The 21,330-nt window shown below is 37.8% G+C and carries 10 protein-coding genes; 7 read left to right on the top strand and 3 right to left on the bottom strand.

The genetic code is table 11. The annotated features are described in order from the left end of the window. Window positions 1-149: 149 nt before the first annotated feature. Together AYT27_RS00240 and AYT27_RS09075 are read left to right on the top strand one after the other, a co-directional pair. Window positions 150-1,916 carry an ABC transporter ATP-binding protein gene (locus tag AYT27_RS00240; RefSeq protein ID WP_011180011.1) on the top strand — a complete coding sequence of 589 codons (1,767 nt, stop codon included), beginning with the start codon at window positions 150-152 and terminating at the stop codon, window positions 1,914-1,916. 1,353 nt (window positions 1,917-3,269) lie between these two features. Further along, a complete protein-coding gene (locus tag AYT27_RS09075; RefSeq protein WP_223396410.1) occupies window positions 3,270-3,422 on the top strand; it encodes a hypothetical protein in 153 nt (50 codons plus the stop codon). Between the two features lie 741 nt (window positions 3,423-4,163). Here AYT27_RS09075 and AYT27_RS00230 read toward each other — a convergent pair. After that, window positions 4,164-8,810 (bottom strand): translocation/assembly module TamB domain-containing protein, encoded by a 4,647-nt coding sequence (locus AYT27_RS00230; RefSeq protein WP_011180010.1) that lies wholly within the window; start codon window positions 8,808-8,810, stop codon window positions 4,164-4,166. Continuing rightward, complete coding sequence (locus tag AYT27_RS00225) at window positions 8,810-10,771, bottom strand: autotransporter assembly complex protein TamA (protein ID WP_011180009.1); 1,962 nt, start codon at window positions 10,769-10,771, stop codon at window positions 8,810-8,812. Before AYT27_RS00225 ends, AYT27_RS00230 begins: the two co-directional genes overlap by 1 nt. A 433-nt stretch (window positions 10,772-11,204) precedes the next feature. On the opposite strand from AYT27_RS00225, the gene AYT27_RS00220 reads away from it, so the two are divergent. Beyond that, complete coding sequence (locus tag AYT27_RS00220) at window positions 11,205-12,737, top strand: YifB family Mg chelatase-like AAA ATPase (RefSeq protein ID WP_011180008.1); 1,533 nt, start codon at window positions 11,205-11,207, stop codon at window positions 12,735-12,737. An 11-nt stretch (window positions 12,738-12,748) separates the two neighbouring features. Here AYT27_RS00220 and AYT27_RS00215 read toward each other — a convergent pair whose 3' ends face one another. Then, window positions 12,749-13,618 (bottom strand): transporter substrate-binding domain-containing protein, encoded by an 870-nt coding sequence (locus AYT27_RS00215; RefSeq protein ID WP_011180007.1) that lies wholly within the window; start codon window positions 13,616-13,618, stop codon window positions 12,749-12,751. A gap of 1,846 nt (window positions 13,619-15,464) precedes the next feature. On the opposite strand from AYT27_RS00215, the gene AYT27_RS08725 reads away from it, so the two are divergent. From AYT27_RS08725 to ubiB, 4 genes are all read left to right on the top strand, one after another. Continuing rightward, complete coding sequence (locus AYT27_RS08725; RefSeq protein ID WP_155245613.1) at window positions 15,465-15,617, top strand: hypothetical protein; 153 nt, start codon at window positions 15,465-15,467, stop codon at window positions 15,615-15,617. 786 nt (window positions 15,618-16,403) lie between these two features. Further along, the gene (gene gyrB / locus AYT27_RS00205) at window positions 16,404-18,836 is read left to right on the top strand and encodes a DNA topoisomerase (ATP-hydrolyzing) subunit B (protein ID WP_011180006.1); all 2,433 of its coding nucleotides are present in this window, start codon (window positions 16,404-16,406) and stop codon (window positions 18,834-18,836) included. A 116-nt stretch (window positions 18,837-18,952) separates the two neighbouring features. Next, on the top strand, window positions 18,953-19,735 hold the full coding sequence (ubiE, locus tag AYT27_RS00200) for a bifunctional demethylmenaquinone methyltransferase/2-methoxy-6-polyprenyl-1,4-benzoquinol methylase UbiE (protein WP_011180005.1): 783 nt from the start codon (window positions 18,953-18,955) through the stop codon (window positions 19,733-19,735). A 3-nt stretch (window positions 19,736-19,738) separates the two neighbouring features. Continuing rightward, complete coding sequence (ubiB, locus tag AYT27_RS00195; protein WP_011180004.1) at window positions 19,739-21,325, top strand: 2-polyprenylphenol 6-hydroxylase; 1,587 nt, start codon at window positions 19,739-19,741, stop codon at window positions 21,323-21,325. The last annotated feature ends 5 nt before the right edge of the window (window positions 21,326-21,330 follow it).

Below are 21,330 nucleotides of genomic sequence, written 5' to 3'. Positions count from 1 at the left end.
TAAGGCAGGTGGTGCTTTTAAGGGTTTGATTGTTTTCCACCAATCCTTCTATTTAAGAGAATACCCTTTTTATCAATTTAAAGACTCAACGTCTTTAATAAGAATGCTTCGATCTTGCATAAAACAACGGTAGAATATAGAAGCGCTTCATGGTTAAAAAACAAATTTCTACTTTTGATAAACATCTTATCATCCGTCTTTTGCGAGAAAATTTTCATAAACACGCACGTTGGTATAGTGCAGCTATTTTTTCAATGATCATTATTTCCTGTACAACGGCAGCGAGTGCATGGATCATGCGTGACGTTGTTAATTATATTATTGATGCGCAAAATTTTGGTATGATCATTGTAATTTCTATCATCATTGCTTTCATTTTTATTCTTAAAGGAATTGCAACTTTTGCTCAGACTTATTTTTTGAACAAAGCAGGTAATAGTATCGTTGCTGAACAACAGCGTAAAATTTACGCACGCATGATGGAACAAAGTGTCTCTTTTTATCACAATAACACTTCATCTGATCTTCTTGTACGTGTCACCCACAACGCTACAGCAGTGCGTAATATCATTGATATAATTATTACAACTTTTGTGCGTGACTTGCTTTCTGTTAGTGGCCTGTTGCTTGTCATGTTCATTCAAAACTTTACGTTAATCACTCTTACTTTAATAGTAGGACCACTCGCCTTTTTAGGGGTTCGAATGGCTTTAAAACGTGTTCGCCGTCTAGTGGAAAAAGAACTTCTCTCACTTGGTGAAATTATCAAAATTGTGCAGGAAAGTACCATTGGTATTCGAGTTATTAAGGCTTTTTCATTAGAAGAACTAATGAGAAAACGTATGAACAAAGCCATTTGTAATGTTGAAAAACAAGCAAACAATATTGCGACACTTCAAGCCATTACCAACCCAATTATGGAAACACTCACTGGTGTCGCCATTGCAGGTATTATCTGTTTTTCTGGTTACCTCGCAACCCAACGTGCAGGCGTTCAAGGTGAATTCATGTCCTTCATTGTTGCTTTACTTCTCGCTTATGAACCCGCAAAAAGACTAGCAAATGTACGTGTTAAAATTGAATCTGGCTTGGTTAATATCCGTACAATGTTTGAAGTACTTGACCATCCCCTTACGGTTATAGAACATGAAAAAGCTAAAGATTTGCATAAAACTCAAGGAGCTATCCGTTTCGAAGACGTATCGTTTGCATATACCGATAACCAAATGGTGTTAAAGGACGTTAATCTAGAAATAGAACCCGGAAAAATGACAGCATTGGTGGGACCATCTGGTTCAGGAAAATCAACCTTTATCAACCTTATTATGCGTCTTTATGACCCTACAAAGGGACGCATATTGATTAATAATCAAGACATTCGCTATACTACATTTCGCTCCTTGAGAAATCTAATGACTTATGTAGGACAGGATACTTTTCTCTTTCAAGGAACCGTTAAATATAATATCGGGCTAGGAAAAGAAGGTGCTAGCGACGACGACATTATAAAAGCAGCAAAAACAGCTAATGCTCACGACTTCATTATGGATCTACCAAATGGCTATGATACACAGGTCGGTGATAATGGTTGTAATCTCTCAGGAGGACAAAAACAACGACTCGCTATCGCTAGAGCAATGCTCCATGATAGTGAAATCCTGATTCTTGATGAAGCAACAAGTGCTTTAGATTCGCACACGGAAGCACAAATCAGTGAATCCCTTTATCATCTTACCAAAGGGCGCACAACTATTATCATTGCTCATCGCCTTTCAACAATTGCTCGCGCTCATAAAATTGTTGTCATAAAAAATGGTGAACTCATTGAACAAGGTACACAAAAAGAATTGCTGGCAAAAGAACACAGTTTTTACAAAAAACTTCATAATATACAATTTAAAAAGCAAAAGTCCTAGTTTTTAAACATTTAAGTAAAATTTAAGATAAAAAGTGGAGAGATGATTATATTCCTTTGTAAAGAATAGGAATATAACTAGAAAAGAATATTATATCACATACAGCGATTGATAAAAGTTTGACGATTTATTGAAAATACGTTTTTAGGATTTTCATAAGAATTGGAAATTTTACCCGTTATTTCCTTGAAAAAATTCACCTCATTTGAAAGCAAAGACTCAACAGTGAGAGTTTACCCTTTTCTTAAGCAAGGAGCCCATTTTAAAACGTTCAACATCAAATTCTGAAAGAGTTACCAAGGACCGTGATGCTGAATCAATGCTACTTTTGTCCCTGCTTGTCCCCATGCTGCTGATTATAAATTATGCTATAAACTAAAGATAAACTCGGCATGAAAGGAAGTATCAGGAAGAAATAAAGAAGGATTTATCACGAAATTCCTTGTTGTAATTGATGCTGTGGATAAAGTCTTGCAATTTTATTCTCATATCGAAGAATTGGAATGATATTTCTAAAACACTTTAATCTCTTGAAAAGTTTGAAAATACATATGTTATCATTGATAAAGACTATGATCCTGATGCGTGAAAAAAACGAATGAGGAGCAAAACAGTATTCCTATCCTATTAATCAAAAATGTTACATATTGATTTATAAAGATAATTCATCGCTTTGCAATTTGAATGAGAACTCCGAATATCCTAAGATCTTCTCATCTCAAACACTCTCATCGTGAATCACTCAAAACCATTCTCTTGCATGTTACAAAAAGGGGGCGGGGCGGCGTGCGGATAAAAACAACTTAAAAAAATAAAAATGCCCCTTATGAACCATCTTAAGTACCAAGGCCTGTCACAACATTTTGCGCTAACCAAGAGAATAACAGTGCCGACTTACTCCTTCATAAGCATAAAGAGGGTAGTGCACAACGGATTTCCCATTATATCCTTCACAAAAAACGCCGTCATCATCGTGAAAGGAGCTTAGGTGTGCTGGATGTCTCTTTAAAACAAGTGTGTGAATGAAATACAGAATGATGTCCTGTTTTACATTGAGGCATATGACCCTATTAAGAACATGAGAAACAAAAATGTGAGGCAATGCGCACTCTCCATTATTGAAAAGATATTACTCCTCAATGCTTTTGAAAGCCGTAAGCCGAATTAAAGGGTGATGATAAGGCTGGAAGTTGGTTTCTATTTGTACAACTTCATATTCTTCCCCAATGAGGCTGTTGCCTTTTCAGAGATTATACAAATAGATATACGCAATGTTCTTCCGATCTGCATACAAAAGCTGCAACAGCAGAGAAAGCACTAAACTGCCTTAATCTTTATCTCAAACACGCTGCTGTGCTAGGTTTAGATATTGATTTACAAAAAAAAGAAAAAGCACGAGCTTTACTAAGAAAACAAGGTGATAAAACCACTAATAGACCAGCTATGGATTGGAGAGATATTCCGGCTCTTTATCAGACACTGAGTAAAACGATAAAAATGACATAACTGGCTTTGCATCTTCTTATCCTTACAAGTGTTCGTACAAATCCTTTGTACCATATTCATAAATCAGATTGACGGCGCTATACAAACTAACCCTATTGAGAATATGAAAGGAAGGCGTGACACTATAATAGAAAATACTGTGTAACTATAATGAGCTATTTTTACTAAAAACGTTGCTTTATCAAATGCTTCTTTTATCAAATACAATTTTATAAAGATAATTTATCGTTTTGTAATTTGAATGAGTGCTCGGAAGATTGTAAGATTCTTTTATTTTAAATCTTTGCATTCAAATTCAAAAAAATTTTGCATATCACAAATAAGATCAACGTTTGAATAAAAACCATTTGAGAAAAGAGTATTAATATAAAATCAGTTGGAATGTTTGGAAATGTAGAATGATAGTACTGGCTTATACTTTACATAAGTTAAGATAGTCCTGCTCCATGTATTTCGCGTTCTATTATTGATAATAGTATTGTGAAATGAGATTGAGAGTAACAAGAGACGTTAAAACAAGTTCAGGCATGAATAGCATAATGGTTTGTTGTTTTTTGTAAAAAGCATTTTCATTAAAGAACACAATAAACAAAAAATCAAATATTTCAGGAATATCTTTTCGTGATTCGATAAAAAGTCCCCTTCTTTTATAAGATTTCTAGTCTATTATTTCAATCATTCTCTCACTGAGAGCGTTAGATATATAAAACTTAAGTCATTGGAGTTTCAAAACTTTAATCCTCAATAGTCTCTCTCATAGAATAGACCAATACTAGAGTCTTTTTCATTCCCTATGGCGCCTTTCGCTTTAAGATGGCGAGAAATATCTAAATTAATTGTTCCCTTCGTCTTTCCATTCGATCCTGCTTCAAATCCTAAATAAATGTTATTGTGTATATAGCGCCCAATGCGTAAGCCCGTGTTACCCTTTTCATCAATGATAACATCAAGATCGTCAAGACCAATTTTAGCCCGTAGAGTATTCAACAAGGATGTATTAGAAGCACCAGCAAGATCAGCTGCCGCTGCCGCAAGCTGGGCAATCTGAAATGGTGATAATTCATTAAGAGAGCGATTAAAAATCAAGCGTGCCAAAATCTCATCTTGTGGCAAATTTGGTTGTGAAGAAAAATTAATCTCAAGATTATCAATCGTTCCACTGACGGTTACAGTGAAACGAATATCACCACTATTCTTGTTTGCTACAAAATAAACCGTAGGATTAAGATTACCGCTAAAACTCGCTTGTCCTTGATCAAAACTAAGACGCTGTGAAAGAATATCAAAACGTCCACGAATCATTCTAAACTCACCAACTGGATGCACATCATTTAATGGACCGACTATATTAATGCGTCCTCCCAGTTCAGTATCTAATCCTCGTCCACGTACAAAAAACTGATTGCGTGCAGTAAGACGCATATTTGACAGTATCACAGAAGAGGATTCTTGAGATTCTACTCGATTTTTGTTGGTGTTCTCAACATCAGCACGTTCAAGTGTTTTTTTAATCGATTTGGTTAAGTTTTTATTTTTAATATCAAGAAACTTTGCGTTTTGAAAATGATCAGGAACTAAAACTTCAGCTTTTTCAACTGTGATATCACCACCAATAACGAGACCATCTCCAAAATGACCCGTCATAGTTATCTTACCTGACAACGTTGCAAGAATCATTGAGCCATCGTTATAATTGGCGTTATTAAGATGAAGGACCAAATCTGGTTGCAGATTATTAGAAATACGACCTGAAGCAGAAATTGATCCTCCCTCAGACGAAACAGCTAAAGCTTTCTCTAGAAGAATATGATCGCCATTTAGTTTTCCTTCAACGGTTATATTATTCAATCCTAAATTTGTTTGTGAATCAAAAAAACTACCATTGACTATAGAAAAACTTCCTACCAATTGCGGATTAAGTAATTCACCATTAATCGTTGCATCAACTCTGGTCATGCCTGTTATATGCGCACCACGTTTTGCTAATAATAAATCAACAAAAGCAAGAGGCATTGCCCCTTTAACATTCAATTTGACAGCTGAACCATTAAGAGAAACAGGTCCATTTATGGAGAGATCTAATCCTTTATCTCCGGTCGCTATCATACGCTCAATATGAAAAGTCGATTTTTTGTAAGAACCACGAGCATTCATATTGATCAACAGAGGTCCTTTATGCGTCATAGCAGTTAAGCTTTGACTAGCAAGCTCAAAAGAAGCAGATGGATCCTTCATTGTTCCAGCAATATCGATCCTACCTACCACGGCTCCTCCAAGTGCTTGCCCTTCAATAAAACTATTCATCAAACGTGCAGGCAAATCTTGCAAATTAACGTGGAGATCAAGCTTATTTTTATCTAAAGATATACGACCCTGTGCTTGTGCTTGTACCCCCTCTCCTGTTAAATTTGCATTCAAAGTAAGGTTCTGATCTACTGTTTTACCTTTAGCAGAAAGAACAAAAGGCATTATTTTTTTATTTTGAAAAGCAAGTGTTGTCAGTTCTTCACCTTTTAGATCATAAGTTACATCAGGCTTTTGAAAACTACCACGAATCGTAATCTGCCCTGTTACAGTACCAGCTACTCCAAGGTTGGATTTCCATAGATTAACTAAAGCAGCAGGGAACGCATTCATTGTAAGGTGCAGATTAAGGGAATCTTGAATATTTCCCGCAAGAATAATTTTACCTCCATTAATTGCAATTCCTAATTCATCAATTGTCATTCCCTCTTTATCGAAAATAATTGTAGCCGATTTAGGCAGTGTCGCATGAAGATTGTGTTGTTTAACATCTATAGTTTTAATCTGCACTTCTCGTTGTATGCCGTCTGGAAGTTCTACCGTAACCATGCTGCCAGAAAGCTGCGCATTTGTATTATTAGGGAACATTGCTTGAACAGTAAAAACTGTTTGTCCATTCTTGCCATTGGCATGAGCATGTAAACGATTAATCATCATCACAGGCGTTTGAATATGCTCGGCATTGATCAAACCCTCAAACTGGATCATGCCAAAAGGATCAAAGACGTCTCCTTTTACTGTCAACTTTTTAATTTTATTCTTTGCAAAGCTTAAATGGTCAATATGCGCTTTTAGATTGGCCTTTTGTCTGCCATTTTCTTCATCAAAAATAAAATCCCCCTTTAATTTTCCATTGCCTTCCTGCAAAAACAATGCGGAAAGCAATAAAATATCATCAGCATCAATATGCAAAGCTCCTTTCATAAAGCCTGCTGCTTGAGACAAATCACCCATTATTTTTGTGCTTCCCACTTTCATATCGATATCTTCAAATTTTCGAATCTGATGAGAATCCTTAAAAGAAGCAGACAAATACAATGGTTTATTAGAAAAAGTTCCTTCACCCTTTACAGAACCAGTAAAAGACGTAACCGGTGATGTATTATCCACCAGTGTTTTCATAGTGAGTGTTGTGTTTTGCAGCTTCTTCCCTACTAAAAATGCTTCAGCAACATGAGCATGTGTATCAAGTTTTATAAGGTGATCGTGTCCTCTCGCAGTACTTTTGATTGTGAGAGTACCGTTCATTCTCGGATCCAAACAGGCAAGATCAGATATTTGAGCATAGAGGTCCATTTTAGCCCTTTCACTTGAAAAATATCCATTAGCCTTTATGTTTGCGTATTGACTTTTCAAATTCAAATGACGCAAAATCAGATTTGTTGTATCATAAGCAGCACCACCTAAAAGAGTAAAATTTCCTTTGAATAAACGATCAAAAGATTCAACGCCTATTTTCGTATTATCAGCCATCCCTGATAATTCAAGATCAAAAACGCCACTTATTAAACCAATCATTCCTTTGGCTTTAATATCTGCGCTACCAGAGAGTGATTGTTCACTCAATAGATTAAAAGAAGCAAGCGTTTGCGCTTTTAAACCAAGATTGCCTTTAAAAACAAAATGATCCATTTTCCCTTTTAACCAAGCAGAAAACCCCTGACCCGTAATACTAAAATCATGTATCAAAACTGGTTTTCTAGAAACAATATCCGTATCTATATGCACACGAACTGTTTGTCCAAGATCTTCCCCCAATGTGCTCTTATTTTTTTTAACCCCTTGAAGAGTTCCTTTAACCTGAATACCAACATGACGAGAGGCTGCATCATCAAGATTTTCGCTCACCCCCCCCATATCAAAAATGGCATCACGAATATGAATATTTTTATTGTTTAAATGATGTATAACAAGCCGCCCATTCCAGGAATGTTGTCCTTCTCGGCCATAGTCAATGTTCAAAGCAATATTATCGGCATGCTTTGGCATTTCTGATACTGATAAACGAGCAGATTCATTTTTTTTATCAAGAGCCATTTTGCCATCAACAAAAAGCCGCCGCAAAAATCCATCTGCTGTTATTTCAGCATTAGCTACAACATTCATTGATTCATTCTGAATAACCATATGATCAAGGTAAGTTATACCTTCTTTTATTACCCTCGCTTTAACTTTTAACGTTAGATCAGATTCGAAGAAGCTCTGATATTGAGGAGACATTAAAGGGCCAAGTTTGCCCACCAGTTTCGTAGAAAAACCGTGTCCTTCTGCAATACTTGTAAAAATAACATTGCCATCTAAAACAGGATATTGATCAGCTTCCAAATAAAGTCTGACAACCAAATCATCAAAAGTACCTTCGCCTTTCATTGCCAGATTTAATGCAGGACGCTTTTCAAATTTAAAAACATTCGCCAAGATACCATTTTGCGGTTCATCCGCAGAAATATCAATTTTAGCCGTACGATTGCTATCGGATATCTTCGTTAGGACAGAAAAAGATCCAGGTGCATCTAAACGCTGAGCTGCTATATCAACATCAAAGTCACCATTCGCCAAGGTTAGATTTCCTTTTAAGGAAATATCAGCAGGAAAACCAAAAAGGTCTTTTTCAAATGCCACATGCTGAACTGCAAGCGTATCAATAGAAATGGCAAAGGGCAATGTTGGTAAAGAAAAATTCCCTGCCTCAAGAGAAGAAACAAAAGAAGAGTTTTCCTGCGGTTTGCGTAAAAACGTAACCTGATCCATCGAAAGCTGGTTAATACTCATCCGCCCCCTTAGCAAAGCTAAGCGGTTCCAATCCATCTTAGCATTAGTAATTCTAAGCCAGACACCCTTCTTATCACTGATGGTAATAGCATCAATAGATGTTTGAGACGACAATGCCCCTTGCATATTATGGAAACGAACTTGACGATTAGGTGCTGAAAGTTTACGCTCAATCAAAGAGACAAACCATGAATGATCCTCCCCTGTCGCTTGGTTAGAGAGTGAATTTCCTTTCTGCGTAAAGACAAGAGTGCTTAGCGAAAAAAACAAAAATCCAAAAAAGAAAGCCGATAAACGCATAATTTTTTTCATTAAAACGCTTGCCCTATACCCACATAAAAACCAATACGAGGATCACCTTTCTCGCGCTTAAGAGGAAATGCTAGATCAATACGTAAAGGACCAAGATTTGTCATATAGCGGCCTCCAATACCGGTTCCCCATTTCATTTTTTTAGAAAAATCAAAACGCGCTTTGTCCCCTACAATACCTCCATCAAGAAAACTGACAACCCCTATCTTATCATTTAAAGAAAAACGTAACTCTGCTGATCCCTCAAAAAGTGTCCGCCCGCCAACAACAGCATCATTGTCTGTTTTAATACCAATATTGCGATAAGCATAACCGCGAACAGAGCCACCACCACCAGCAAAAAAAAGCGTATCCGAAGGTATTTGTGCTGTATCACTCCCAACAATTGTACCAAGCTTTGCTCGCGCTGCAAAAATAAAACGCTCTTTTTCATCCAGCGCCCAATAAGAACGACCTTCTAAAGTCATTTTTGACACACAATTGCTAAAGCGCATTTCATAAAAAGGTTCAAGAAGCACTTCACCATATAAACCTTTTGTTGCATTGAACTTATTATTACGACTATCGTAAATTAAACCAAACGGTAACCCTATTGTTGTAAAGTCACGGTTCCCAAAATAGATATCGCGTGAATAACCCTTAGAAACTTCTACAGCAATCTGTCCCGATAGATTATTATTAAAAATATGCGTTATACCCAACCTTCCTCTAATGGCTTTTGTTGTATAATTTTCTAGGACATCTTGCTGAACTTTCAATTCTGCTCTAAAGTCTGTATCAGGAGTGAGTATACCAGGCTTTATAAACGTGCTGCCTAAAAGATAATTAAAACTTTTAAAATCATACGACTGATTCTTGTTGCCACCAACACCATTTATTTTCGTCTCAATTTTAAGACGTTCCGCATGACCAAAAAGATTTTTATGCATCCAATACGCTTCAAAACCAGCACCATCTAATGTAGAATAGCTCCCACCAGCACCAAAACGACGTGGCTTACGCTCCTGTACAACAAGTGTAAGGGGCAAACTCCCATTAGGATTAATTGTCTCAGCTTCATGTATATTCACAGCACGAAAAACATCAAGCCGTACAAGTCGTTCATTCGCTTTAGTAACAGCCTCAGAATCATATCTCTGACCTAGCTTTAGTCCTGTCATCCATGCGATATAAGCTGAATCTACAGCTGGTTTTTTACTAACATTACGCACACTTAAAGGACCATAATAAGCTTGGCGTCCAGGATCAACAGTAATCTGCGCATCAATGAGACGCGCAACGTGATCCGCAACAACTTCACTCTTGATAACTTTAGCTTTCGCATACCCTTGTCGACGCCATCCTTCAATCGCCCATTGTTCTGTTTTAAGAATAGTTTCAGATTTAGCAACAAACCCAACTTTATAACCCAATTCTTCAACTGTGGGCATTTTATTGCTTTTATCTTTCACGAAGGGAGCAACTTTATCGATACCTGCAACACTAAAAACATATTGTGGACCGGCATCAATGGTAATAACAATCTTGGATTGTTTTGGCAATTGAGTCACCGGACTCAAATCAGCGGCTTCTAAACCGTTAATCTTAATACTAATAACACCACCATAGTATCCCTCAGCATAAAGAGCAGAGAGAATTGCTCGATAATCTGAACGCGCTTTAGCCAATAAGCCAGAAGAACTCGATAAGGCTTTATCTCGATCAATGACAAGAGAAGACACAGCCTTTACTATTTTAACACCTTCTGATGAAGCACCCGGTGATGCAACAACATCAACGTTATAAAATTTCTCTGCACCATCAACATTAGAAGAGGAGTTTATTTTCTTATGACCAAAAAGAGGTATACCGAACAACTCAAATGCTGCAAGTGACTTTGGAAAAGCTAAAACCAAGCAGAAACCTATCAATACACTACGCGTGGTCCCTGATTTAAGAAAAACTCCTGTCTGATATACCATCAAATCAGATACCTTCAATACACTTTAAATCATTCTTTTATAAATAACACCGAACAAAAAAGATAAATATATCTGTTGGGAATATTCTAACTTTTGCTCACAGCATATTTCATACGATTATGTACATAAAATAACACTCTTTGCTTGCGATGCATAAAGCTACTTCCCTCTTATATTCACAAAATCCTACACTACCGTACAACAAAAATAGCCTCTATCTCTTTTTCCTAACATATTCATTTAGCGTATTATCAATGTTTTATTGAGCCGCATGTTATCATGGTTAAATTTTTGCAAAACACTCCCCATAATTGCACCATAAGCCTGCAATATATATGTAGACCTCTTCTCACAAAAGACTATACGGACACTTCTTGATTTTTATGTGCAGATATGATTGTCTCGCTCAAATCACAAGTTGGGGAGAAAACTGATGATCGCGTGTGTTACAACGGTTGCTTTTCGTGGTCTAGAAGCAGTACCTGTTGATGTACAGGTTATGATTTCCTCTGGTAAAATAGGCATGGCTATTGTTGGATTGCCAGATAAAGCAATCGCAGAAAGTCGTGAACGTGTTCAAGCAGCCTTTCATGCTTGCGGACTTTCTATGCCCAATAAACGGGTCACTATTAATCTTGCGCCTGCTGATCTCCCTAAAGAGGGATCACATTATGATTTGCCAATCGCCGTAGGCTTAATGCTCGCTATGGGACTTCTTCCTCCTGACGTAGAACAAGACTACATCATTTTAGGCGAATTATCACTGGATGGTTCACTTACAGCAGTTAATGGTGTTTTACCAGCAGCGATGACAGCTTTATCATGCGATAAAGGACTTATTTGTCCCTATCAATGTGGACCTGAAGCGGCATGGGCAAATGCAGAAATGAATATTCTCGCACCCGAAACGCTTCTTACCATGGTCAATCATTTTAAAGGAACACAAATTCAAAAACGTCCACAACCACGCCAATATACCATCCAAAATGAGCTTCCAGATCTTTGCGAAATTAAAGGACAAAAAACAGCTAAACGTGCATTAGAAGTTTGCGCAGCTGGGCGGCATAACCTTTTATTTGTCGGTCCTCCTGGTGCCGGAAAGTCTATGTTAGCACAACGCTTACCTTCCATTTTGCCACCTCTTGATAGCCGTGAACTCTTAGATGTTTCTCTGATTGCTTCTATTACGGGAGAAACCATACAGAATACCATTTCACTTCACTGCCCCTTTCGCGCTCCGCATCATTCTGCTTCCATGGCTGCAATGATCGGTGGTGGACTTAAAGCACGACCGGGAGAAGTCTCGCTTGCACATAATGGTGTCTTATTTCTTGACGAATTACCGGAATTTTCTCCACAGGTCCTCGATTCTCTTCGTCAACCTTTAGAAAGCGGAGAATGTGTTATCGCCCGCGCTAACCACCATATCAGCTATCCTGCCCGTATCCAACTCATTGCCGCGATGAACCCTTGTCGATGTGGCATGGCAGGCGAAAAAAATCATGTTTGCGCAAAAGGAATACGCTGTCAAATCGATTATCAATCCCGTATTTCTGGTCCTTTGCTCGACCGAATTGATTTACGAATTGATGTCCCTGCTTTAACAGCTATGGATCTTATGCAACCAGAACAATCAGAAAAAAGCTGCGCTGTTGCAAAACGCGTCGCACGGTGTCGTACCATTCAAACCAAACGCTTTACTAAACTAGGGCTTGATCATATTCGCACTAACGGTGATTGCCCAGCCAAAATTATCGAACAAATTGCTATTCCTGATAAAAATGCGGCTACACTCTTACGGGATGTGAGCGAAAAGATGCACCTTTCTGCACGCGCCTATCATCGTATTCTCAAAGTTGCACGCACCATTGCTGATCTCGACGAAGCAGACTATCTCTCACGCCATCATCTCGCGGAAGCCATTTCTTATCGATTGGGCACTGAAAGATTAACAGCTCTTACCTAAAAAAGCACGCTTCAATAAAAACTGATTGGAAAATAACGTAGATAAAGTTCTGTAAGCTTACCATCATCCTCTAGAGATTTCAGAGCATAATTGAGTATATCAACCAATTGCTCGTTCTTCTTTGCAACAGCAAGTTGCATTCCTCGCCCTAATAACTGTGGAGCCATATAGGCTCCGCCAACAAAATAGCAACAATCAGCGGATTTTGGATCATTTAGCCATAAAGATAAAGCAAATCCATCATCAAAAATAAGATCAATCTTATGATCTTGTAGCGCTTTATAGAGCTCCGCCCTGTTTTTAAATCCTTGCCATTTAGCTTCAGGAAAATAACTACGAAACAGTTTTTCATGCGCACTTTCGGACAAAATACCACTGTTTAAATGTGTCAGCTTATCACTTATTGGCTCATCGAAATTCATAAATCGAGAGGCAACAAATCGAGCCGGAAAACGTAAATAAGATCCTGTAAAAACAAGATCTTGGTGCGTTTTAATTGTTTCTTTTAAACCTGCAATAATCACTTCTGCGTTACCATTTTTAACATGATCTATGAGTTTTTCCCAAGGAACAACTTCTACCTCACAGAGTTTTTTAAGGTTTAATTTTGAACAAATAGCACGCAATAAATCAATATTATAACCTGCAAGGTGTCCTGTTTTGTCAAGAAAGTTAAAGGGAGGAAAATCAACAGTTGTTACAAAACGCAAGCGAATTATACCCGATATGTCAGGTTGTACCAAACGTTCATGTGAATTAAAAAAAGAGGGCAATTTTCCAGCCGTTTCAGCCTCTGCAAAAGAGGAAAGCAAAAATCCCCATGCTATAAAGAGGATTTCAATGAAAGCATTAAATCTATTAATAGTTTTTTTTATTTTCAAAATCTTGTTTCCCGTTTTGCAAAGCTAAAATGCAACTTTTTTCAATCATAATATCTAACGCACTTAACTAAAATATCAGGCACTTTAATCAATTAAAATGCTCAGTATTTTTTGAAACTTTTACAAAATTTAACAGTTTGCCTTTATTTTTCAAAAATATATTGGGAACTTTAGAATTTTTGGGAAATATCAAAAACTTTAGTTCCAAACTCCCCAAACAAACGCACAAAGAAAACCATTGTGAGGAAAGCGATTTTTTTAGCACAAACGGAAAACGCTAAATTCTATGCACCTTTGTTAAGATTTGAAAGTGAAGAGATGAGAACTTTTTATTTATAAATAACAGGCGTATTATCAGAGAAAATCCCTATATCAAGTATAAAAATTACCAAAGGATTTAACATTTATTGAAGATAAATTGTACTAATGCACGTGAAAACTGAAAACCTTCCCCTTTATTTTTTGAAAACGCTCATGGCGTTTTAAAAGCTAGAATTCAAAGATGAGAGCTTTTCTTTATTCTCAGTAATGTTGCGTTCATGCATCCATGGAATGGGCATAACATCAATCGATAAGCGTTATAGATACTGGTGTCAGAAAGAGAATACTCGGTTTTAGAAGTGCTTTCTAAAGACTATGAATTATGATGGTGGTTTTGAAGATCAATACCACTTTTGTCTAAATTATCCCTATACGGCTGACTATAAAGATCATCATGAGAGAAAAATATTGAACAAACCAAGATTTGACTGGGAAGAATCATGCTGAGGTGGATAGCTTTGGTCGATCTTTATCTTCTCATGGCTTGGGGCACTGGTACGCTATTATTCAAATATCTCAGCTTGTTAAAGCAAATAAAATAGACAAGTTATATGGCTGATAAAATTTATATTCAGTTGCACCAAGAGAACAGGTTAGGACACAAAACTGCATCTTTTTATTTTCTTCCCATTCAATTTAAGAAAACAGTGCACAATAAGCATGAAACATCTTTACAAATACAGTCCTCTTATCGAAGAATTCTTCGATAAACTAGAAATTTTAGACATATTTTCTCGTGATTTGATAAAAACCTTCTTTTTTACGCCACGGCTGGTTTATACTCCAATTATCCTGTGGCTTAGAAAATAGGAAAAACACTGATTTATAAAGATAATTCATCGCTTTGCAATTTGAATGAGAACTCCGAATATCCTAAGATCTTCTCATCTCAAACACTCTCATCGTGAATCACTCAAAACCATTCTCTTGCATGTTACAAAAAGGGGGCGAAGCGGCGTGCGGATAAAAACAACTTAAAAAAATAAAAATGCCCCTTATGAACCATCTTAAGTACCAAGGGCTGTCACAACATTTTGCGCTAACCAAGAGAATAACAGTGCCGACTTACTCCTTCATAAGCATAAAGAGGGTAGTGCACAACGGATTTCCCATTATATCCTTCACAAAAAACGCCGTCATCATCGTGAAAGGAGCTTAGGTGTGCTGGATGTCTCTTTAAAACAAGTGTGTGAATGAAATACAGAATGATGTCCTGTTTTACGTTGAGGCATATGACCCTATTAAGAACATGAGAAACAAAAATGTGAGGCAATGCGCACTCTCCATTATTGAATAAGATATTACTCTTCAATGCTTTTGAAAGCCGTAAGCCGAATTAAAGGGTGATGATAAGGCTGGGAGCTGGTTTCTATCTGTACAACTTCATATTCTTCCCCAATGAGGCTGTTGCCTTTTCAGAGATTATACAAATAGATATACGCAATGTTCTTCCGATCTGCATACAAAAGCTGCAACAGCAGAGAAAGCACTAAACTGCCTTAATCTTTATCTCAAACACGCTGCTGTGCTAGGTTTAGATATTGATTTACAAAAAAAAGAAAAAGCACGAGCTTTACTAAGAAAACAAGGTGATAAAACCACTAATAGACCAGCTATGGATTGGAGAGATATTCCGGCTTTTTATCAGACACTGAGTAAAACGATAACAATGACATAACTGGCTTTGCATCTTCTTATCCTTACAAGTGTTCGTACAAATCCTTTGTACCATATTCATAAAATCAGATTGACGGCGCTATACAAACTAACCCTATTGAGAATAAGATGCATATCATTAGCAAAAACGGAGAATAAAAAAAATCTCTGTATTTTTGGCATATCGTTCATTTTATTTTTTTCAATATCTTTTCTGAATTAAAAACATTTCTGATGCTTTTCTTCTAAACAAACTCAAATTTTGTTCTTAAAAACACATTCTAATTCTTCTTTTTATACAAACAAAAAGCTGTACACATTTTTGGCATCACCACACAATTTTCTCAAACCTTCTATGTGCGAAAAAAATATGATGTAAGGATACATTGTCAGTTTTTAGGCAATTTAAAATTATAAGCAAAAAAATTGATTTCGTTAGCTTGCTATACATTTCTTACTCATCATAAAGACGCAATAACACTTTACTGTTTGTCTAAATGCTTCACTGTAACTATCCTATCCTCAAATATTAATAATCCGTAGAGATAAATTTCATTAAACTCTCTGCGCCTCTTTTTACATCTAAAAACGCAACCTAACAGGATAATATCGTTTACGTATGAAAAATCGTTCTAAGTAATTGTGTAATATGGATAGCTTCTACCTATTCTATACCGACAGATGTTGAATATAGATCTGATATACGGTAAACGTTTAATGTGGTTATTCCATAAATAACTGGCAAAAATATTAAGCTCTGAAACAGCTGATGAAATATCGCAAATTAAATACAGGAATGGATTAACTTATGAGTGATGAAATAACCTCACAAATGGAGGGTGACGACTATGGTGCCGCTTCTATCAAAGTTCTCAAAGGTCTCGATGCTGTACGTAAACGTCCTGGTATGTATATCGGCGATACAGATGATGGCTCAGGCTTGCATCATATGGTCTATGAGGTTGTAGACAACGCTATTGATGAAGCCTTAGCAGGTCATGCTACTCTTGTAAACGTGACACTTCATGCTGATGGCTCTTGTTCTGTTCGTGATAATGGACGCGGAATCCCTACCGATATTCATCCAACAGAAGGTGTTTCAGCAGCTGAGGTTATCATGACCCAACTTCATGCCGGCGGAAAGTTTGATCAAAATTCTTACAAAGTTTCGGGAGGATTACATGGCGTTGGCGTTTCTGTTGTGAATGCACTCTCAGTTTGGTTGCAACTGCGAATCAGGCGCAATGGCAAAATCCATGAAATGTCATTTACTCATGGAGTTGCCGATGCTCCACTAAAAATTGTCGGTGATTGCGGCAAAGAAAGCGGATCAGAGATCAGGTTTTTACCAAGTTCTGAAACCTTTACCATGGTTGAATTTGATTTCGAAACCTTGGAACGTCGTTTACGGGAATTGGCTTTTTTGAATTCTGGTGTGCATATCCTTCTTGTCGATCAACGCCATGCCGACATCAAATCCGTTGAATTGCATTATGAGGGTGGATTAACTGAATTTGTCAAATATATTGACCAATCGAAAAAAGCGCTCCTCGATCATCCTATTTATATTACAAGTGAAAAAGATGGGATGAACGTTGAGGTTGCTTTATGGTGGAATGATTCCTATCATGAAAAAGTCCTGTGTTTTACCAATAATATCCCTCAGCGTGATGGGGGAACCCATTTGGTGGGTTTCCGCAGTGCTCTTACACGCCAAATTAATGGTTATGCTGAATCTTCAGGCATTGTAAAAAAGGAAAAAGTAAACCTCACCGGTGATGACTGCCGCGAAGGACTCACTGCTATTCTTTCCGTTAAAGTTCCCGATCCAAAATTTTCTTCGCAAACAAAAGATAAATTGGTTTCCTCTGAAGTGCGGCCTATTGTTGAAAATTTGGTGAATGAAGGTCTCTCTGCATGGCTAGAAGAACATCCTAATGAAGCAAAAATTGTTACAAGTAAAGTAGTGGAGGCTGCGGCTGCTCGTGAGGCTGCGCGCAAAGCACGTGAACTCACAAGACGAAAAGGAGCCCTCGATATCACCTCTTTGCCTGGAAAACTCGCCGATTGTCAAGAACGTGATCCAGCAAAATCGGAGATCTTCATCGTTGAGGGAGATTCTGCTGGTGGTTCAGCAAAAAGTGGGCGCTCACGCCAAAATCAAGCAATTTTGCCTCTGCGTGGTAAAATTCTCAATGTCGAACGAGCGCGTTTCGACCGGATGCTCTCATCTGACATGATTGGAACACTCATCACTGCTCTTGGAACATCCATTGGTAAAGATGAATTCTCACCAGATAAATTACGCTACCATAAAATCATCATTATGACCGATGCTGACGTTGATGGTGCGCATATACGCACTCTGCTCCTTACTTTCTTTTTTAGACAAATGCCTGAATTGATTGAGCGTGGACACCTTTATATCGCTCAACCGCCTCTTTATAAAGTAACACGGGGGAAGTCTTTTCAATATATCAAAAATGAAGCAGCGTTCGAAGAATTTTTGATCGATACTGGACTAGAAGAAACAACATTAGAACTCTCAACAGGAGAAGTTCGTGCAGGTGCTGATTTGCGCCAACTTGCCGAAGATGCTCGCGTGTTACGCCAACTTTTAAATGGTCTTCATACGCGCTATAATCGCAATATTGTTGAGCAAGCAGCAATTGTTGGGGCTTTTAATCCTGAGGCTTTTGCAACACCAGAAAAAGCCAAAAAAACAGCTGATAATGTAGCAAGTCGCCTCGATTTGATTGCCGATGATATGGAACGCGGGTGGAATGGTGAGTTCACACCAAATGGGGATTTGTATTGTGAACGCATTTTACGCGGGGTTAAAGATGTCATTACCCTTGATGCAGGACTTATAAATTCAGTTGATGCACGCCAAATTGATCGTATTTCTCAAAATCTTATGGAAACATATAGTTCTCCCCCTCTCTTGCATCGTAAAGATAAATCAGAACGTATTTTGGGACCTATGAGTCTCTTAGAAAGCATTTTTACAAATGGTAAAAAAGGCATCACGCTTCAACGTTATAAAGGTCTTGGAGAAATGAATGCTGAACAGCTTTGGGAAACAACGCTTAATCCTGATGCGCGCGCTCTTTTACAAGTTAAAATCAATGATGCAACTGATGCAGATTCGCTCTTTTCCCGTTTGATGGGTGATGAAGTTGAACCACGGCGGGCTTTTATTCAAGATAATGCCTTAAGTGTTGCTAATCTTGATATCTAAAGGTACTCTTTTTCTAGCTGTATAAACGTCGTGGTTTTATAGAGGGCTTTTGCATATTTGAACATTCCTTCTACACTTCATTTACGACAAAAGAAAAAATAAGGAAGGTCACGCATATGACAGCTGAAACAGAACGTATAGGAGTCAAAGGAGGTATGGAATATTCTTTTGGCTTTACAAAAATTGATGAAGCGCAAAAGCAATCCATGGTTGATGGTGTCTTTCACTCTGTCGCTGAAAACTATGATAAGATGAATGACATTTTGTCTCTTGGATTACACCGTATGTGGAAAAACTCCATGGTCGCATGGCTTTCTCCACCAGCAGTTTTTCATTGGAAAGTTTTGGATGTAGCTGGGGGTACTGGTGATATCGCTTTTCGCATTCTTAACGCTTCACGCCAAAAAGCCCATGCTACAGTGCTTGATATTAATGGTTCGATGCTTAGCGTTGGAAAAAAACGCGCAGAAAAAAATGGTCTTGCCCCTCTGATTGACTTTGTTGAAGCAAATGCAGAACATTTGCCTTTTGAAGACCAAAGTTTTGATGCTTATACTATTGCCTTTGGAATTCGCAATGTCCCTCATATTGATCAAGCTCTTAGGGAAGCTTTTCGTGTTTTAAAACCGGGAGGGCGTTTTTTATGTTTAGAATTTTCAAATGTTGAGATGCCTCTACTTGATAAAATTTACGATCTTTGGTCTTTTCATGCTATCCCTAAGCTTGGTCAACTCATTGCAAATGATGGTGATGCTTATCGTTATTTGGTTGAATCTATTCGCAAATTTCCTAAGCAAGATGATTTTGCCCATATGATCAATCATGTAGGTTTTTCGCGAGTATCATACCGCAACCTCACGGGTGCAATCGCAGCGCTGCATTCAGCCTGGAAGATTTAAAAAATGGTGCAAATTTCCACTTACTTTCAATTAATACGTACTGGATGGGTTTTAGCACGTGAAGGCGTTTTGAGTGCTTTGCCTCACGATGATCTTCAAGGATTTCCAGCATTATGCCACCGTATCGCAAGTATGTTAGCGCGGCGTAAAACGAAAAAAAAGCGACGATCTGAAAAACTTTCCTATGCCATCAATAGGCTCGGCCCTTCTTACATAAAACTTGGTCAATTTCTTGCTACCAGACCCGATATTGTAGGACGTGATATTGCGGAAGATTTAGCACAACTACAAGATCGTGTTCAAACATTTTCCTGTACGGCTGCCATTGATCAAATTGAAAGTTCGCTTGGTCGCTCTATCAATGATTTATTCGCAAACTTTTATCCCCCTATTGCAGCCGCTTCTATTGCTCAAGTTCATCCAGCTGAATACTACGATGAAGTAGGCCATAAAAAAAAATGTGCTGTTAAGGTCATTCGCCCTAATATCAGAACGCGTTTTGCAAAAGACCTTAGAAGCTTTTACCTTATTGCCCATTTACAGGAACGTTATATACCAGCTGCTCGACGTCTGCGTCCTGTTTGTGTCGTTGATACTTTGGCACAAACCACACGAATTGAAATGGACTTGCGATTAGAAGCAGCGGCCATATCAGAAATGGCTGAAAATATTCAACATGATACAGGCTTTCGGGTACCAAAAATTGATTGGGAACGAACAGGACGTAATGTTCTCACAATGGAATGGATTGATGGTATAAGAATATCCGAAATTTCTGCTCTCAAAGAAGCAGGGTTTGATTTGCAAGCACTTGCAATTACACTTATTCAATCTTTCCTTCGTCATACATTACGTGATGGTTTTTTTCACGCTGATATGCATCCTGGCAATTTATTTGTAGACCCACAAGGATGTATTGTTGCTGTCGATTTAGGAATTACAGGACGACTTGGTAAAAAAGAAAAGCATTTCCTTGCTGAAATTCTCTATGGCTTTATTACTCGCGATTACCATCGGGTAGCACGTGCTCATTTTGAAGCAGGATATGTACCTCCACACCACAATATTGAGAGTTTTGCTCAAGCCAATCGCGCAATTGGTGAACCAATTCACGGACAATCAGCGCAAAGCATTTCTATGGCTAAGTTACTTACACTGTTATTTGAAGTCACTGAATTATTTGACATGCAAACGCGACCTGAACTTTTATTACTCCAAAAAACTATGGTTGTCGTGGAAGGTGTTGCTCGCAACTTAGATCCCAATTTTAATATGTGGAAAGCTTCTGAACCCGTTGTTAAAGAATGGATTAGCAAAAATTTAGGGCCCGTGGGAATAGCAAAAGACTTTAGTGAAGGAGCGCAGGCACTTTTTTCGCTAGTGCGTAACACACCACAGTTGATACAAAATTTCCAACGTATGGAAGAAGACCTCAATCAAATGATAAAAACAGGATTTAATCTTTCTCCCACTACCCTCAAAAAACTTGCGGTCGAACAAAGTCGCTCTAATCGTTATGGCCGTTATAGCCTTTTCATCATTGCGCTTTGTTGTATTTGTCTGACTTTTTACCTTTTTCATTTTTTTTAATCTGT

Origin of the sequence: Bartonella henselae str. Houston-1, assembly GCF_000046705.1 — a bacterium.
In the GTDB taxonomy this organism is placed as follows: domain Bacteria; phylum Pseudomonadota; class Alphaproteobacteria; order Rhizobiales; family Rhizobiaceae; genus Bartonella; species Bartonella henselae.
Note: the sequence above shows the minus strand (reverse complement) of the source record. Positions and strands in the feature narration are given on the sequence as shown.

Excerpts from the sequence above, each read along its gene's own strand:
- gyrB (WP_011180006.1), top strand. The coding sequence starts at position 16,404 with ATGAGTGATGAAATAACCTCACAAATGGAGGGTGACGACTATGGTGCC.
- AYT27_RS00225 (WP_011180009.1), bottom strand. The coding sequence starts at position 10,771 with ATGGTATATCAGACAGGAGTTTTTCTTAAATCAGGGACCACGCGTAGT.
- ubiE (WP_011180005.1), top strand. The coding sequence starts at position 18,953 with ATGACAGCTGAAACAGAACGTATAGGAGTCAAAGGAGGTATGGAATAT.
- AYT27_RS00230 (WP_011180010.1), bottom strand. The coding sequence starts at position 8,810 with ATGAAAAAAATTATGCGTTTATCGGCTTTCTTTTTTGGATTTTTGTTT.
- AYT27_RS00240 (WP_011180011.1), top strand. The coding sequence starts at position 150 with ATGGTTAAAAAACAAATTTCTACTTTTGATAAACATCTTATCATCCGT.
- ubiB (WP_011180004.1), top strand. The coding sequence starts at position 19,739 with ATGGTGCAAATTTCCACTTACTTTCAATTAATACGTACTGGATGGGTT.
- AYT27_RS00220 (WP_011180008.1), top strand. The coding sequence starts at position 11,205 with ATGATCGCGTGTGTTACAACGGTTGCTTTTCGTGGTCTAGAAGCAGTA.